At 68.7% G+C, this 17648-nt stretch carries 10 protein-coding genes and 1 tRNA gene (1 of these 11 running past the window's edge); 1 reads left to right on the top strand and 10 read right to left on the bottom strand.

The annotated features are described in order from the left end of the window. Positions 1 to 22 precede the first annotated feature (22 nt). The 9 genes from G4D83_RS23010 to G4D83_RS45605 form a co-directional block, all read right to left on the bottom strand. Positions 23 to 1294, bottom strand: coding sequence for a CCA tRNA nucleotidyltransferase (locus G4D83_RS23010; RefSeq protein WP_163867078.1), 1272 nt, complete (start codon positions 1292 to 1294; stop codon positions 23 to 25). Positions 1295 to 1394: 100 nt separating this feature from the next. Then, positions 1395 to 2912 carry a Kelch repeat-containing protein gene (locus G4D83_RS23005; RefSeq protein WP_163866957.1) on the bottom strand — a complete coding sequence of 506 codons (1518 nt, stop codon included), beginning with the start codon at positions 2910 to 2912 and terminating at the stop codon, positions 1395 to 1397. Between the two features lie 111 nt (positions 2913 to 3023). Then, positions 3024 to 4259: an MFS transporter gene (locus G4D83_RS23000; protein ID WP_163866956.1), complete on the bottom strand. Its 1236-nt coding sequence runs from the start codon at positions 4257 to 4259 to the stop codon at positions 3024 to 3026. Between the two features lie 12 nt (positions 4260 to 4271). Then, positions 4272 to 4814 carry a TetR/AcrR family transcriptional regulator gene (locus G4D83_RS22995; protein ID WP_163866955.1) on the bottom strand — a complete coding sequence of 181 codons (543 nt, stop codon included), beginning with the start codon at positions 4812 to 4814 and terminating at the stop codon, positions 4272 to 4274. A 179-nt stretch (positions 4815 to 4993) separates the two neighbouring features. After that, positions 4994 to 5308, bottom strand: coding sequence for an RCC1 domain-containing protein (locus G4D83_RS22990; RefSeq protein WP_420826654.1), 315 nt, complete (start codon positions 5306 to 5308; stop codon positions 4994 to 4996). Beyond that, the gene (locus G4D83_RS22985; protein ID WP_163866953.1) at positions 5242 to 6786 is read right to left on the bottom strand and encodes an RCC1 domain-containing protein; all 1545 of its coding nucleotides are present in this window, start codon (positions 6784 to 6786) and stop codon (positions 5242 to 5244) included. The genes G4D83_RS22990 and G4D83_RS22985 overlap by 67 nt, the downstream gene beginning before the upstream one ends. 1044 nt (positions 6787 to 7830) lie before the next feature. Then, positions 7831 to 7904 (bottom strand) — tRNA-Arg (locus G4D83_RS22980). Between the two features lie 345 nt (positions 7905 to 8249). After that, positions 8250 to 8555: a hypothetical protein gene (locus G4D83_RS22975; protein ID WP_163866952.1), complete on the bottom strand. Its 306-nt coding sequence runs from the start codon at positions 8553 to 8555 to the stop codon at positions 8250 to 8252. 55 nt (positions 8556 to 8610) lie between these two features. Further along, on the bottom strand, positions 8611 to 9726 hold the full coding sequence (locus G4D83_RS45605) for a hypothetical protein (RefSeq protein ID WP_176433795.1): 1116 nt from the start codon (positions 9724 to 9726) through the stop codon (positions 8611 to 8613). A 205-nt stretch (positions 9727 to 9931) separates the two neighbouring features. Here G4D83_RS45605 and G4D83_RS22965 point away from each other — a divergent pair, with 205 nt between their 5' ends. Continuing rightward, positions 9932 to 10291, top strand: coding sequence for a hypothetical protein (locus tag G4D83_RS22965; protein WP_163866951.1), 360 nt, complete (start codon positions 9932 to 9934; stop codon positions 10289 to 10291). 24 nt (positions 10292 to 10315) lie between these two features. On the opposite strand, the gene G4D83_RS46925 is transcribed toward G4D83_RS22965, so the two are convergent. Continuing rightward, positions 10316 to 17648 carry the 3' end of an IPT/TIG domain-containing protein gene (locus tag G4D83_RS46925; protein ID WP_163866950.1) on the bottom strand. 24794 nt of this gene lie beyond the right edge of the window, so only the last 7333 of its 32127 coding nucleotides appear in the window; the start codon falls outside the window, past its right edge; it ends in the stop codon at positions 10316 to 10318.

The following is a 17648-nucleotide window of genomic DNA, read 5'->3' as shown; positions in this document are numbered from 1 at the left end:
GAGGGCAGCCCACCAGTCGGGCTCAGGCCCCCGAGCGCGCCGCCCGCCAGGCCAGGAGCCGCTGCTTGAGGCCCTCGGCGGTGTTCAGGGCCGGTTCGTCGAGCACCGAGTCCATGAGGAAGCGTGTCGCCTCCCCGACGATGGGCGACGGGCCGACGGCGAGGGTGGCCATGATGTCGCCCCCCGTGAGCGCCAGGTCCTTGGGCACCAGGGGCGGCTTCGCGGCGGCCAGGGCCTCCAGCCGCGCGAACAGGCGTTCCACCTCCGCCACCCGCTCTGGAGCGCGGACCTGGACTCGGGCCCTCGCCACGGCGACGAGTTGGGGAAGCTGGGGCGGCCCCACGCGGGCCAGGAGCCGGCGCAGCGCGGCGTCCGTGTCCGAGACGCGCTCCTCCAGCTTCGCGGTCTCCACCAGCAGGGCGACGAGGTCCGCGACCTTGTTGGGGAACTTGAGTCGCAGGCCGATTTCCCGGGCCTGGGTGCGGTCGACAAGGTCCGCGAGCAGCGCGGCCATGCGCGGCTCGATTTCCGCTGGCGCGGCCTGCACGGCGGCGCGCGCGAGGCGGGCGGCGTCTGGGGTGGCCTGGGCGACTTCGGGGAGGAACACGTCCATCAACCCGGTGTCCTTGAGCAACACGAGCCCTCCCTCGGCGCGCGGGGAGAGCAGCAGCTTGGTCAGCTCCTCGCGCACGCGCTCCAGGGCGACCTTGCGGAACACCCCGAGCGTGGCGGGGATGGCGTCGCGAGTGTCCGGGTCCAGGGTGAAGCCGAGCACGGCGGCGAAGCGGACCGCGCGCATGGGGCGCAAGCCGTCCTCGGAGAAGCGCTCCAGGGCCGAGCCCACGCACTTGATGAGCTGGGCCTGGAGGTCCGTCTGGCCGCCGAAGGGGTCCACGAGGTCGCGGTCCAACGGGTTGTAGGCCATCGCGTTGATGGTGAAGTCGCGGCGGGACAGGTCCTTGACGATGTCGCGCTCGAAGGCGACGGAGCTGGGGCGGCGGCCGTCGAGGTAGTCCCCTTCCGAGCGGAACGTCGTCACCTCGACGTGGGTGCCGCCCTGCACGACGGTGACGGTGCCGTGCTGGATGCCCGTGGGGATGACCTTGCGGAACGCGCGCTGGACCTCCTCCGGGAGCGCGCTGGTGGCGACGTCGAAGTCCTTCGGGGGGACGTCGCGCACCATGTCCCGGACGCAGCCGCCCACCAGGTACACGGCGTGGCCCAGCTCGCGCAGCCGGGCGATGACGTCGAGCACGGGCTGGGGAATGTCGGCGTTGTGGAGGTTGGCGAGCATGTGTCCCTGGGCGGCGAGCGACGTGCCCGCATCCCCCGGTTGTACTTGCGTGCCCGCCTCCGAATCCAGGGCCACGGCGAGGGGCACGGTGCCCGGTCCATTACATTGACTCTCCGTTGCAAGGCGGCTCGGGATTGTACACCTGCGAGGAAGTCGAGGCGCACGCCATGATCAGGCACTCGGCCTTCGTCCCACAGTTGCCGTCACAGCAACGCTGCTGCCCCGAGGGACACGCGGCGCCGGCATCGGCACAAGAGCCACAGTTCATGATCTCTCCACAGCCGTTGGAGACACAGCCACAGAGGCCGAGACAGGTGGCCGGATTGGGCTGACAGGTGGACTCGCACATGAACTGGGAGTTGCAGATGTAACCCGTGGAACAGGTGCCGCAATCGAGCGTCCCCCCACAGCCATCCGAGGGATTGCCGCACTGCCCTCCTATCGCCGGGCACGTCGTCTGCGGAACGCATCCCGTCGAGTACAGCTCGCTGGGCTGACGGGTCCAGGTCGCTCCGGACAGGTCGCGAGTCCATCCACCGTTGATGAGCACCTGGTCGGGCGCGTTGCCGACGAGTGACACCTTGAAGTCCCTGCGCGCCCGCACGAGCGCTGGCATCGTCGTCCACCCGTTGGTGCCGATGTCGAACCGCGCCGCGGACGTCACGGGAGCGCCCGTGGCTGGATTCATGCCGCCGACCACGAGCACGGTGCCATTGCTCAGCTCGACGGCGGCGTGGCCCGTGCGCACGACGGGAACACTCCCCGAGGCGGACCAGGTGTTCGTCACCGGGTCATAGAGGGAGGCCACCTGTCCCGCCACGTCGTTGACCCAGCGCGGTCCCACCACCAGGACCAGCCCAGGGACGGTCTTCGTCAGCACCGTCGCGGAGTGGCCGGAGGCCAGCACGTTGTTGCTGTTCCCCACGGACGACCAGGCGTTGGTCGTGGGGTTGTACCGCTCGTGCTGGATGCGATTGCCGAGCACGAGCACGTCCCCTTGCTTGAGCAACGTGGCCGTGTGGCCCGAATAGGGGTGGGTGGGAGCGGCCGCCAGGGTCCACGTTCCGGTGGCCGGGTCGAAGAGCTCCGCGGACGCGAGCCCCTGGGTGGAATCGGGGTTGTCGCCGCCCACCACCAGCACCTTGCCGTTGGGAAGGAGCGTCTGCGTGTGACGGGCCCGGGCGACCTGGAGCGCGCCCGTGGCGGTCCAGAGGCCCGTGGTCGGGTCATAGAGTTCGGCGCTCTTCCCATTCCCACCAGGGGTGATGCCGCCGGAGACCAGGACGCGACCATCCGACAGGCGCGTGGCGGCATGCTCGTGACGAGCGGACACCAGACTTCCCGTGGTGCTCCAGACCGTGGAGGCGCCTGGGGTGTACAGCTCACAGGTCCGGAAATCACTGGGGGCACCCTGGGCGGTGCCGCCTGCGAGGAGGACTCGCCCGTCCGAGAGGACCGTCTGCGTGAAGCCCGTCCGGAGGAAGGCGGGCGAGGTCGTCAGGACCCGCGCCTCCTGGGACGCCAGCGCGGGGTCCTCGGCCTTGGGCGAGCTGCACGCCACTCCCATGAACAGCCCCAGGAGCGCGGCGGCCCCTCTCATCCCACCCAGCTGGCTCAAGACGCCTCCGGAATACGGTCCGAGCTGTATACGAACCCAGCCCGCAACTCCGGTCGTCGAGGGGCCTCCGGGTGTCGCCGCACCCCACCTCAGGCCACGGGGCGTGACGGCTCAGCCGGTGCGTCTGTCCGACACGCGGTTCGCCGACAGCACTCTGGACAAGGCCAGCACGAGCACGCCCGCGAGCGGCACCACGAGCAACCCCACCCGCAGGCCCACCGCGTCGGCGACGAGGCCGACGATGGGCGGCGACAGGAGGAAGCCCAGGCGCATCAACCAGCTCACGAGCGTCAGGCCCGTGCCCGGACGCAACCCGGGCAGCTCGTCGGCGCCGTGCATGGCGGCGGGGACCAGCGTCGAGACGCCGAAGCCCGCGAGCGCGAACCCAGAGATGGTGGCGGGCACCGAGGGGAAGAGCAGCGCCGCGCCCATGCCCAGCGCCGTGAGCGCCCCTCCTGCCCGAGCCACGGCACGCTGTCCGAACCTGTCGACGAGCCGGTCGCCGAGCATGCGACCCACGAACTGCGCGCCCACGAGCGCCACGTATCCGAACGAAGCCACGGTGACACCCGCGCCCAGCGTTCCGGAAAGATAGACAGCCGCCCAGGTCATCCCTGCGTCTTCGACGAGCGCCCCGCCCAGGGCAATCATGACCAGCGCGGCGACCGTCAATCCCAGACGGATTCGACCCGACGATACACGCCGTGTCTGGGCGCCTTCGTCTTGAGTCGCGGACTCGGGTGAGTCGTTGGAGGCAGTGGGCTCGGGGCCGGGGAGCAGGAAGCGCAAGGCGGTGAGCGACACGGCGGAGAAGAGAAGCGCGGAGAAGCCCAGATGGAGACCGCGTGGCACGTTGAGTCCCGCGGCGAGCCCGCCCATGAGTCCCCCCAGGACGGCGCCGATGCTCCAGATGGCGTGAAAGGAATTGAGGATGGAGCGACCATGGAGCCGCTGCACCCGCAGGCCATGGGAGTTCTGCGCCACGTCGGTGATGGCATCCATGCTGCCCGCGAGGAAGAGCGTCCCCGCGAGCACCGCCCACGAAGGCGCGATGCCGGCGAACAACATTCCCAGTCCCGTGAGCACGGTTCCGGCCACGGCGACCCGGGACGAGCGGAAGCGGCGGATGAGCGCTCCAGCGGCCAGTCCCGCCATCAGGGCGCCGAACGGGAAGGACGCGACAGCGAGTCCATACTGGGCATTGCTGAGCCCCAGGTCGGATTTGATTTGCGGATAGCGCGGCAACAGGTTGGCGAGGATGGCGCCGTTGGTGAGGAACAACACCGCCACGGCGGCGCGGGCGGCTCGGTGCTCACGGGGCACCGGGGGCCGGAGGGGGGAGATCATGGTGAGGCGGCTCTAGGATGGGAGGAATCGGAGCACGGCGTCGCGCGTGACGTCGCGGCCATGCGGTGTGGCATCGAGGCTGACGTGGATGAACAGCCCCTCAATCAAGGCATCGAGTTTGTGGGCGGTCTTCGCGTCGACGTGTTGTTCGAGCACGTCGCGGCTGCGGCGCATCCAGTCGTGGGTGATCTGCCGGAAGGAGGGCTTCCGGGCGGCGAGGGTGTAGAGCTCCAGCGTGAGCACCAGGTCATCGGGCCCCTCCACGAGGTCCGAGTGCACCAGGTCGACGATGGCCGAGGCGAGCTGGCCGCGATGAGTCACGCCCGAGAGTCGCGCCGCGAAGCGCTCGCTGATGCGCTCGGCGAAGCGGGTGAAGGCCTCGTGCAGGAGCTCCTCCATGCTGGTGAAGTGGTAGGTCATCGACCCCAGCGGCACCCCTGCACGGTCGGCGACCCGGCGGTGTGACGTTCCGGCCACCCCACCCTCCGCGATGACGGCGAGCGCGGCGTCAATGATGCGGTCGCGTCGGTCCGGGTCATTCCGGCGGGTCGCCAAGGGGGGCTGCCTGGGTCGAGGGCTCGTACGAGAGCGACATGGAGAAGAAGTCCTTCATGTGTACGTTCGTACATATCGACAGAATGCGGAACGACTTTGTTCCCGGGAGCCAACGCCACCCCCAGGAACGAAGCGGTCGAGCAGGCAACCCGCAGCCCGCGCGACGGGTGCTTCATGGCCTACGGCAGGAGCTGCGAGCGCATGGGGACTGTGAGGAACACGGGGCGTCCGCTGCCGAGCTGGCCGTCGGAGTTGGAGCCCCACCCCCAGACCGAGCCATTCACGCGCACCGCCAGGGTGAATGCATCGCCGGCGGCCACGGAGGCGGCGGTGAAGACGACCAACCCCCCGGGCTCCATCACCGTGACGGGGAGTGGGGAGATGGCGCCTGGCGGAGCAAGTGACCCCAGCACACCGGAGGAGCTGTTCATGCCCCATGCGAACACCGAGCCGTCGGAGCGAGCCGCCGCGCCATGGTAGCTCCCGACGGCCAGTTGGCCTCCACCGCTCCAGCCAGGTGACTGCGTGGCCAGCGCGCGTGAGGTCTGCGTGCCATCCGCGAGCTGCCCGAAATCATTGTCGCCCCAGGCCCACGAAGAGCGAGCGTGTGGGCGGAGCCGGCTGCCACCGCCACCACGTTGTCCACCCCTCCGACCAGGATGGGCAGGTCGCGGTCCACCAACGTCGCGTCTCCCAACTGGCCCACGGTGTTCGCGCCCCACGTCAGCACCGAGCCATTCCAGAGGACCGCCACCGAGTGGAAGGCCCCGGCGGCGATGGACCGCACGTCCGTCAGCCCCAGCACGGGGACGGGCGACGCGCGGTTGGAGCGGCTGAAGTCCCCCAACTGACCGTTCCGATTGGCGCCCCAGGCCCAGACACTGCCATCCGCGCGCAGCGCCAACGCGTGGAGGTCTCCCGCGACCACCTTCGTCACATCCGTCAGCCCCGGCACGGGCGAGGGCGCCGCGCGCCTGGACTCCGTGCCGTCGCCTCGGGCGGCGCTCAAGGCGGAGCCCCAGGCCCACAGCGTCCCATCCGAGCGCACCGCGAGCGAGTGCTGCCCCCCCGCGACAGCGGCCACGACGCCCGTCATGCCTTGGACGGCCACCGGCGCCAGACGATACTGGCGGCTGTCATCACCCAGTTGGCCCCACTGGTTGTCACCCCAGGCCCACAGCGTCCCGTCCGCGCGCACAGAGAAAGAGAACTGCGAGCCCGCCGAAACGGACACGAGCTGGTCCGGCCAGGAGAGCCTCACCGGCACGGAGCTCTGGTACGGCATCGAGGTCCCCAACCCCAGGGCCCCCTGCGAATTGGAGCCCCAGGCCCAGACGAACCCATCCGAGCGCACCGCCAGCGTGTGGGACGGGCCCGCGGAGAGGGCCACCACGTTCGACAACGAGGGCACCGTCACGGGAGAAGCGCGGTCCACCTGGGTTCCGTCCCCCAACTGGCCATCGGAGTTCCGCCCCCAGGCCGCGAGCGTCCCGTCCGTGCGCAGCAGCACGGAGTGCGCTCCCGCCGCCGCCACGATGGCGCCGTTGGCGAGCCCCAGAACCAGGCCTGGGGAGGAACGGGAGATCGTCGTACCCGTACCCAGGTTGCCGAACGAGTTGTCGCCCCAGGACCACACCGAGCCATCCGCGCGGACCGCGAGAACATGGCTCGCGCCGGCGGCAACAGACACCACGTTGGTGAGTCCCGGCACCGGGCCTGGGACCAGGCGCGCGGTGGTTCCGCCAGTCCCGAGCTGACCGTAGGTGTTGTTTCCCCAGGACCACACAGTGCCATCGGCACGAAGCGCGATGGAGAAGGAGTGGCCCGCGGCCACCGAGACCACGTCCGTCAAGCCCGAGGCCCGCACGGGAGTGACGCGCTGAAGCTGGGTGCCATCCCCCAGCTCACCATTCGTGTTGGCACCAGCGGCCCAGACCGTTCCATCCGGCCGGATGGCCAACGAATGCGCCACGTTCGCGGCGATCCGGTTGTGAGGAGAGACCAGCGCCTTCGTGGAGGCGCCCTGCCCTCCCTGCGCGCTTCCTGGCTCTGGAGCAGCGCCACAAGCGATGCTCGCGATCAATCCCAGACAAACGACCCATGCCCGGAAAGGCGTCCGTGTCGTATCCATACCCGTGCCTCGATTCTCGTTGGAGGAGAGACATCGACGGGGCCGCGGGCGTTCGCGCGCGGCCACCGACCTTGCCACGGTAACAGCGCTGCGCCAGAGCGCCTCGAATTCGTTGTCAAACGTCAGGGTTCCCATTGCCTCATCATCCAGAACACCGTCGGGATTTGCCTCCCCCGCAGCGCCAAGGCGCGTCCACGGCACCCAGGCAGTGTGCGGGGCTCCTACTGGGGCTCAAGTGCGGGTGAGGCTGTCTTTCGAATCATGATTGACAACAACAGCGCCAACAACGCCCCTGTCGCGCTCCTGGACGTGTACTGCTACGAGCACATCACCGCCTGGGACGCGACGCGCAGCCCAGTGCAGGCGTGATGGACAGCCAGCCCGTGAAGACGACGGGACGAGGGGCCCAGGGCAGCCTCGCGCCGCGCGAATCGAAGCACTCGGGTCCTCGCCGCAAGGAATGAATAGTGAACTGCGCGAACAGTGAGTGTTGAGTAGTGCCGAATAGAGGTTGGCCGCCACCCTGCCGTGCCATTAATCACATACAGTCCCCCATGGCTCTTACGCATTGCTGAGGCAGGGTGAGATTTGTTGTGGGTGATGGACTGGCGTGGCGCGCTTTGGTTGCTGTCTCAGCGTCCGTGACGACCAACGGTACAGCGTGCCGAGGCGTGTGGACGTCTCGGCATGTACCGTCGCGGGACGGCTCGATGCCCGCTACTCGACAGGTATCGACGGCCTGGACGGGGCATCTGCAGGGGGAGAGCGCGGGGCGACGAAGTGTGGCTCCACGCATACGCCATGTGGGCGCCACGCCCGTGCCGCCTGCTGCACCCCACCCAGCCTGCCCGCCAAATTCCCCTGTAACTTCAGGGGGTTCTGCGATGACCCCGACAGGAATCGAACCTGTGGCCTGCGGTTTAGGAAACCGCCGCTCTATCCAACTGAGCTACGAGGTCGTACGACCAAGTCTGCGGAACCACTCATCATTTCAGATGAAGGGCGCCCCCATCGGCGGGGCCCTTCGCGCTGGGCCGGTTTATAGCAGGTGCCATGACGCGCGCAACGAGAGCGAAGCCCCGATGGGACATGCCCGTCCAAGACCGCTCTGACGCCTGGAGGATAACGGGCCTCCGTCCGACGGACACGAAGCCGAACCGGAGGGACCGCCCCCTCGCCCACCTCATGGGCCAGGGAGCGGTCAGGCGCCGTCCATCTGAGAGAAGTCGCACGATTGCGCGGAACAGGACAATCGGACTCCTCCCGCCATACGCCGGGCTGGGTGGTTCGCCCCCCACCTCCGATCACTCCCCCATGGATGCCGAGCGCTCGGCTCCGGTTTCGCAGGGTTCCCAATACAACACAAGACCATGGGGAGTGACCCGCCCCCAGCGCATCAGGGGAAGGCCACAATCACAGAAATCCTCTCCGACCCGGTCGACGTAGGTCTGACTGTTGTAATAGTCAATCACATAGGCCGCCGTGCAGAGCGGAACCGCCTCCTGGCGTTCGACTCGAGCCGCATCTGCCGTGGCGCCTTCGACAACTCCTGCCCCGGCCCCCAACAGAACCCCCATCGACGTCACGAGCACAGCAGACAGTGTGGCCATGGTCCCTCAAGGGAAATGGCCACCAGCATGCCTCATCCTCGCGCTTCGGAGGGCCTTACAGCGCCTTCTGGAGCGCCAGTTCCAGCTCCTGACGCGTCTGCCAGGTCACCGGGCGAAGACCCGAGGCCAGCTCCAGCGTCCCATTCGCGACGGTGACGGAGGCCTGGGCGTCCGTGCGCAACTGGATGCGCTTCACCTTCTCGCGCAGCGCGGTGCGACCAATCTCGTCCTTGGCGAGGGACGCCACCACCTCGCGGACGCGCTCGGCGAGGAAGCCCAGCGCGCGCAGCTCCTCCGCGCTCGCGGGATTGACCCCGGGAGCCAGCGTCACCTCCAACGGAGCATCCGTCACGGCGCGCAGACGGGCCTCCAGCGCGATGAGCTGGCGGCGAAGATCCAGCAGCGACGGGACGGGCACGGAATCTCGCCTCAGCTCACCGAACCACACCACATCATGGATGGTGACGGACTCGATGGTCCCTGCGGGGATGATGGACACATCCTCCTGCGAGTAGCCGCCCTCCCGGGGGGTCTGAAGGAGGATGGCGCGACCCTCACGACGGTCCTCCAGCATCTCCCGGACGATTCCAGTGATGGCCCGACCACTGCGCAGCGACAGCGTCGCGCGGGGCAGGAACAGCGGAATCCCCGCCCGCTCCCGCGCGGTGATGCGCAGCAGGGCGTAGAGCACGGCGTCCACGCCCTTGGCGTCCGCCTCCAGGAACGAACGGAGCGAGTCCCCCGTGTACGGATTCGGCAGCTCCGGGGCGGCCTCGAGCGTCTTCCGGATGGACTCCTTCCGGTCATCCACCTGGTCCACGTTGGTGACCGGCTCATGGTCCAACGTGAGCACCCCGTCCTGGAACGTCGCGATGCTGGAGGCCGAGGAGTTGCTCGACGTGTTGCGGATGACGATGCGCTTGAGCGCGCCTCGCAGGAACTCACGACCCAGGTCGTCCTGCCCCAGGGCCTCCAACGCGCCGATGAGCGGGGTGAAATAGACCTGGGGCCACGCCTCCGCGTACAGCTCCGCATACCCCTCCGCCGTGAGGCTGGCCCAGTCGACCTCCACGGGCACCTCGAAGCGCGCCGCGGCCTCCAGGTCCTTCTTCAGCTTCGGGTAGAGCGTTTCCTCGAACTGCTTCGCGGCCTTGCGTTCGGCGAGTCCCATTCAATTCTCCGGAAGGAGGGTGTGGGCGAAGAGCTTCGCCCAAGCCCCCAGCAGACGCCCAGGCCCGACCGCTCGTTCCATCGCCCTGGTCCAGCACGACCCACACCAGGGGGTCCATCCGGGGTCGTCCCGGCATCACTGTGCCGGGTTTTCGGGCACAGCCAGGCTTTTCCCCTCACCCGCGACCCAAGCCCAGGAGATCTCCATGTCGAAGTCATGGAACGTCGTCATGTGCAGTCTGGCCTCGCTGTGGATGGCCTGTTCAGGCGGCCTCGAAGAGCCGACCCAGCCGGACCCCGCTGGTGAGATGCGATTGTCTGTCAGCGGCCTGACTGCCCAGCAGCTCGACAGTCTGGTCATCACGGTGCAGCCAGCCAATGTCTCTCAAGCCCTGTCGTACTCCGCGACGACGGACACCTTCGTGGGCACGCTCGTGTTGCCCGTTGGAGCGCAGAGCCTGACGGCGCACGGCCACGGCACGCGCACCGCGACCCTGGAGTCGACGTACGGCACCGCGGCGCGCGGCACCGATACCTGCGCGTGTTCACCGCGCCCCGCTGCGTGACTGGAGCGGGGCCATGCACTCCGCCTACTCTGGACGGATGCTGAGGCGGATGCTGCCGACATCCGTGTCGCTGTAACCATCCACGACGATGGTGATGGCCTGCTGGGCCGTCAACGGGACACGGACTTCCGTCGTCCCGTCGTACCGGCTCCTGCCGTCGCAGGCCAGGACCGCCACGGGCTCACACGAGCGCGGGTACACCGCGACCACCGTACCGATGCTGGAGCCCTCCGTATCAATCACATACCTTCCCGTGGCGGGTGCCACCCAGAAGAACACCTTCTCGGGTGCGTCCGACGGGTAGTAACAGGCCTCTTCCTGGTGATTGATGTGGCTGACGCCTGACGTGTTCGCCGCCGTCCAGACGGGGAGCGCGTCCGTCAGATGGACGCCCTCGACGCCCTGGCAGTTGGCGCGCTCCGTTGTCCCCGAAGCCGATTGGCAGTCCGGGTCCAACGGATAGTCCTCCAGCCCGTCGCCGTCGTTGTCCACGTCGTCGGAGCACACGGGCAACACCGGCGGGTCCTCCTCGGTTTCATCCTGGCGCGAGTCACACCCCGGCTCGTCGGGGTAGTCGACACGCCCATCCCCGTCGTCATCCCGCCCGTTGCCGCACGCGAACGGCAACTCCACCGTCAGCGTGAAGTCGACCGCGTTCGTGGCCTCGACGACCACCACCACTCGCTCGTGGGCCGCGAGGGTCGCGACTCCCATCGCGCCGCCCGGATTGTTCCGGGACCTGCATGAGGTGAGAAGCTCGCCTTTGCATGACTCCTCGCGCAGCGACAGGTAGGTGCGGGCGTCATTGATGTCACTGTCCACCCGGAACCGATACGTCCCCGCGATGGGCGCCACGAAGTCATAGGCCCGTGCCTGGACATAGCGCGAGTCATTACACCCAGCCGACGCGGCGACATCCGAGACCCGGGGCGTCCCCTGGATGACCATCGGCGTCAGCGGCAGGCCCTGAGTCGGCAGCACCTCTCCGCAAGCCACCTCGTCGTCATCCGCCGCGCTCAGACACGACGGGTCGCCCGACAAGTCCTGGGAGAAGTCGATCAGTCCGTCCCGCTGGCCCACGGGCTCGCTGTCCAGCTGGTCGCCGCAGGCAGGCGCCAGGATGGGGTCCTCCTCGATGTCGTCCAACGGATCGGAACAGCCGGGGTCGTCGGGGAAGTCATCCTTCCCATCGCCGTCCGAATCCATCCCGTCATCACAGCGAGGCGTGCGGCACTGGAACTTCGTATTGGACACCTCTCCGCCTTCCAGGTCCTTCGGGCGACAGAGCTGATGCTCGGAGCACCGGAACCAGGGCTGCAACGGATCACACCCCGCATCCACAGCGAGGATGCCGTGCACCCGGAGCTGGGCCGTCCCTGTCCCTTCCGCGACGGCGTAGACGATTGAGCCCTCGCCCACGGACCTGCTCGTATAGACCCCCGACGACGGCTCCGGCTCCACGTCGCACGTGCTGGCCCGGTGGTCGGCGGCGCAGGCATCGCGCAGGGACAGCCCGCTGAGCTGCGTCTCCGCCCCCACCATGAGAAAGCCAGGCCCCGGCATGCGAATGCCGACAACCCGGTCCACCTGGTTCTCCGTCGAGCAGGTCAGGCGATGGTCATCCTCCGCCCCATCGAAGTCGAGCGAAAGCAGGGCCCTCTGGTCCAGACCGACACTGGCCTCTTGTGTCAGGTCGATGGGCGACTCGCAGCTCTCACCATCGCCTTCCTCGGAGTCGCCCGCGGCACTGCCACAGCCCGGATCCTCGGGCCAGTCCACGAGCCCATCCCCGTCGTCGTCCTCGTCGTCCGAGCAGGCGGGAGCCGTTGGAGGGTCCATCTCGGTTTCGCCATCCGGAGACTCGCAGCCCGGATCGCTCGGGTAGTCCACGAGGATGTCTTCATCGCCGTTGCTCTTGCCGTCACTGCACTGACTCACCTGGCATCGGAACACCGGTGAGCCATCCGGCGCCTGCTCCCCCTCCTCCTCGCCACACACGCCGTGGCCACACTTGAAGTTCGAATCACCCGGCGTGCACTTCGCGCCAGCCCCCAGACGCGCACTCGCCAGCATGACTCCATGGCGGGTGCTCTCCAGCCTCGCCACGAAGATCTTCGCATCCTTCGACAAGGGGCCCGTCTCAAGCCAGGAAGGCGAGCCGCTCGTCCGACACGCGAAGTCCTCCGGGACAGGCGTGCAGCCATCAACCCCGGTCATGTCCTGAATGTAGGTATGGAACGGCAGGTTGTACCACCCCCCCGTCGCCACCAGCACGAGGCTTTCGACGGGACCATCGAATGGCAGCGAATGCCATGAGCCAGCAGGAGTCTCCGACGGTTGAGGACAAGGCGTATGGAACGGCTCCGCTTGCGCATGACTCACCGGCCTGAAGTCGACGCCTGGCGGTATCTCAATCGCGCTCTCACAGGCCGAGCCCGCGGTCGCCGCATACACGGGCAGCGACAACGGCGCGGAGGTGGCCGACACGTTGAACATGTCGACCGCGGTCGCGGTGAATACCACCGGTCCCTCGACCAGCGGCGTGAACGAGCCAGTCAGGTTGTATCCCTGGTCCGGACGCACCGGGATGGCCTGCCTGCTCGCCAGGACCGTGCTCCCCGCGAGCAGCTCCAGCGAGTCGAGTTGCCCCTCGTCGTAGAACGTCGCATCCACCGTGGCCAGCTTCCCCACGACGGCATAGCTTCGTTGAGAGGACAGCGAGAACCAGGGCGCCCGGTTCGCACCGACCTGTCTCTCATGCGCCTGCGTGACGCTCCTGCCGCGAACGTCGGTGGCAACCGCCTCCAGTCTGAGCAGGCCCGCGGTGGGGGCAAGGAGGGGCATCGTGAGCGTGCAGGACCAAGCCCCCGCGCAGGCGGGGTTGGAGGCGGACACGACCTGTCCGTTCGGGAGCGTCGCGGCCACCGACAACGTCGCCATGCCCACGTCATCCGACGCCTGGATCTCGTACGAGAAGGGATACCCGGCGGGCAGCTCCATGTTCCACGGCCACGAGACCGCGCTGAAGTAGACCGTGGGCGCTCCATTCTCGTCGATCCGCACCTCCTCGTAGCGCCGCACCTGATGCCCCATCAGGTCGATGGCGAGCGCCATCACCACCACGGTGTCCTTGCCCTCCAGGCGAGGATCCACGAGGAGCGGCAGGACGAAGGAGGTATCCAGCACCCCGTCCTCGCTGCTGGCGAGGAACTCCTCGGTGCCTCCGCCCTCGATTCGCGTGGGGCTCACGTACGTCGCGCCGTAGATGACCCAGGCACTCACCGTGTCCAGGTCTCCATCGACGTCCTCCGCGGAGACCTCGACGGGAATCTCGGTCCCCTCGACGGCGGAGTAGGACGTCCAGATTTCCTCGATGGTCGGAATGGCGGTGGGCTCCAGGAGCGTGAAGCGCTTGACTCCCGAGTCCAGCCGCAGTCCCAACGTGTCTTCGACGGTGACCTGCAGCGTCACCGCGTCGCCCACCTGCTTCGCGGAGAGGTCCAACGTGTAGTCGAGCGCATTGCGTCCCCATCCATCCGAGGTGACGTTGCTCGCGACGACCTCGCCATCGACATACAGCCGCAGGGTCGACGGCCCGTCATCCTTCGCTGACAGCTCCAGGACGTTCTTCGCCGGACTCGCGAACAGGCGAAGCGGCATTCCCCGAAGGTCCGTGGGAGGGCTCGACGAACCATTCACATAGACGTCCACCAGCTCGCGCTTCGCCTTGCCCAGCGAGTCGATCACATCGACGTAGAGCACCTGATGGTCCATCAGGTGAGCGGGGAGTCGGACCGAGCCGGAGTAGTCCCCTGTCTGCCCCACCCTCGGCGTCAGCACGCCCAGGAACACATCGCCCAGGCTCGCTGTCACCGTGTAGGGCGGGGTGCCGCCCCACACCGACGCGCCGACAGGAATCGCCTCCCCCACGGTGAACTCGGCGTCCCACCAGGACGGCTCATACACCCACACTGCCAGGTCCTCCTGCTCGGGCGGAGCCGCGACGCGGATGACACGCTCCTCGGACTGCCCTTCCCCGCCACCGACCGCGCGGGCACGCACCTGGAGCCGCAGCTCCGAGCCCGGCAGCGCCGTCTTGGGCACCCACCACTGACCCGCGACGGCTCCCGGCTCGAGGTGCGCGAAGGGCATCCCGTCCACGAGCAGCACCGCGTCGTCCACGCGGGCACCCGACACCCGCGCCTCGAACGGCACCAGCGTTCCAGGCCGCATCACGAGCGGCGAGGCGGAGAGCAGCAACGTCGCGGTCGGTGCGGCGAGCACCTGAGGCGCCGCGAACACCGTCACACCCGTGAAGCCCTGCGCGACGGCGACCTGGTCTCCCGCCAGCACCGCGTCCCTCGCGTCCGGAGCAACGAACGTGGCCTTCAGCGCCGGCGTCGTGGCCGCGACATCCCAGAGCTGCACGTCATCCGACGTGGTGACCAGCGCCAGATGTCCCGTCAACCGGATGCGCCGCACGGGATGCTCGGTCGGCACCGCGCTCCGCGCCACCAGGCCCCCGCTGTTCAACGCGTAGACCCGGAACCCGGCGTCATTGCCCGCGAGCACCCTCTCACCGCCCAACGCCACGGCGTTCGCCGGCTCGCTCGCGAGGCTCTCGCGCCGCAGGATGTCGCCCGAGCGGTCCAGCTCCACCCACGTGAGGCCCGCGGGGCCTCGCGCGATGACGGCCCGGCGATCATCTCCCGCGATGTCGACCGTCGGCCCCTGCAGGTCCAGCTTCTTGACGGACAACACGTCCGGCAGGCTGGCTGTCGCGACGACTCCGGCGTTCACCGTCCACAGCCGTCCGGCGCTCGCGTGGAACCGCTCCACGTTTCCGACATCCGTGGACAACCTCGGCCCACGCGTGGTGTCCGCGCCGAAGGCTCCCGTGGGGTTCGCATCCAACAACACGGACATCGTCGCTCCGTTGAGCACGAAGGTGTCCCCGCCCACGCGCTCAATCTGCCGCACGGACCTGGGCGTGGAGACTGGCAGTTGCTGCGTGGGCCTGGGCGGAGTCGAGAGGTCCAGCAGCGACGCGCCACCCGACCCCGCCGCCACGACGACGCCGCTTCGCGCCGGAGACAGGCCCACCACCTCGCCCGTCGTGGGCAAGGTGGCCAGGGTCGAAGGAGTCGTCCCTCCAGCCAGGTCCTTCACCACGAGCCCCGCCTCGGTCGCCGCCAGCAGCACGCCGCCCGACACGCGCAGCGCCCGCGCCGACAACGGCTCCTGGGCGAGCACTCGCGGCGCGGACGGCTCTCGCACGTCCACGATGCGCAGCACCTCGTCATCACCCGCGACGTAGGCCCGGCCACGGCTCACGGCCAGTGCCCGCGTCCCGGTGCCCAGCACCACCTCGCCCTGCGCCACCAGGCTCGACGTGCCCACTGCCACCACCTGCACGCCTCGCGTCGTTCCCGCCACGAGCATGGCGCCGTCCACGTCAACCAGCCGGACGTTGTCCTGAAGGTCCGTGTAGCTCTGCGACGTCGGCGTCGCCACCGGCCGCACGTAGAGCCGCCTGGCCGATGCATAGAACAAGCGGTCGCTCGTCACCGCCAGCAACGGAGTCTCCACCACCGGGCTGGAGCGGTTCGCCCAGGACTCCAAGCTGGGTGACGCGGGCTCGGACAGGAGGACCTCCTCAATCCGGGAATTGTCATCGAACACCACGAAGGCGCGGCTCGACGCCTTGAGCGACACCACCGTCGAGTTCTCCATCACCCCCACGAGGCGTGGCTGCTCCGGTCGCGAGACATCCACGACCTTCAAGCCCCCCTCCGCCATCGCCACCAGCACATGACGTCCCTGGACGGCCAGCGACAGGGGCGTGCCCTCCAGGCGCACCCTCCCCAAGGGCGTCACACCCACCGCGGCACCACGCACCAGCCGTCCCACGGCGACCCCCTTCGGAGTCGCGGCCACGACCAGCTCATCCAGCAGCGCGATGTCCACCGCCCCCGCGAAGTCCCCCGCGACGATGACCGAGCCGTCGGACATCGTGGGCGCGACCACCTCACGCTCCCGGAAGTCCGCGGTTCCACCGCTGCTGACGTTGCCCTGGAAGTCCTTCGCCCAGCCCTCCACGCGGAGCACCGTCCCCACGGGAGTCGTCACGGGCACCGTGTAGCTCAGCAGGGGGCCCCCCGTGGCCACCAGCACGTCACCGAGCGTCACGCGCAGGCCCTGCTCCACCACCGGCGACGCCGCATCCGTCACCGTCAGCTTCGCGATCACCCTCGAACCCGCGGCCACCACCGTGCCCGCGGGAGCCACGTCCAGCGCCGAAATCACCGGGCGTATTTCGTCCGGAACCACCAGCACCTGCTTGTGGGCCACGGACACGCGCCCGTCGCCGTCGACCAGCCGCGCCGTCACCCACGCACTGACGCTGCCCGCGCCCGTCGCGAGCGTCGGCATCCTCGGTGTGGCCACCGTGGTCGGCGAGGCGAGGACCAGCTGCTCCACCACCGTCTCCTGGCTCAGCCCCACGGCGAAGCTCACAGTGTAGCGCTCGGGCACTGGCACGCCGTCCTGGAACTTCACCGTCATCGACACCGGCTGGCCTTCCGCGACCTGGGCGACCGCGGGGATGAGCGTGAACGGCGTTCCCGTCGGAGTCCCGTCCGTGAAGACGAGCACGGACCTGGGCGCGGACATCGCCGTCTCGTTGCCGTCCGTCGCGGTCGCCACCAACGTGACGCCATGTCCCGTTCCGGTGCCCACCATGGGCACCGACAACACCGCCGACAGGGTCGGCGCCATCACGGTGACGCTGTCGAGCACCGTCACTCCGTCCATCAGCGACACCGTCACGGATTTCACCCGCGCCGGGTCCACGAGCCGGGGGGCCACCGTCATGAGCGTGCCTTCAAACACCTGCTCGGGTGCATCCAGTCCCACGAACTCCGGGCCAGACGTCGCCGCATCCAGGTCCACCACGGCCTCCGCCTTCTGGGAGTTGCCAGCCTGGTCGTGCACCCACAGCTCCAGGTGCGCGCTCGCCCCCGTCAGCGGCAGGTCCACGGCGTCCGGCAAGCGGCCGTCGAGCACCTCCACCGTGCGGCCGTTCACCTTCAGCTCCGACACGTAGGCATTGAACGGGTCCACTTCGTCGCTCACGCTGGTGACCAGCGCGAGCCGGCTCCCCGCCACGCCGTTCGCGGGCACCTCCAGCGACACGCCAGGCTCGTCGGGTCCACGCCCCAGCGGCAGCCGCGTCACGCTCCGCTCGTCCGCACCGAGAATGTCTCCCGCCGTGATGACCGCACGTCCCGTCAGCGCGGGGTAATGGCCCACGACCACGGGATATGCCCCACCCGACACGGGCTCCGTACGGACGTCA

Source organism: Myxococcus eversor (genome assembly GCF_010894455.1).
GTDB classification, from domain to species: Bacteria; Myxococcota; Myxococcia; order Myxococcales; family Myxococcaceae; genus Myxococcus; species Myxococcus eversor.
This window is presented reverse-complemented; position numbering and strand designations above follow the sequence as displayed.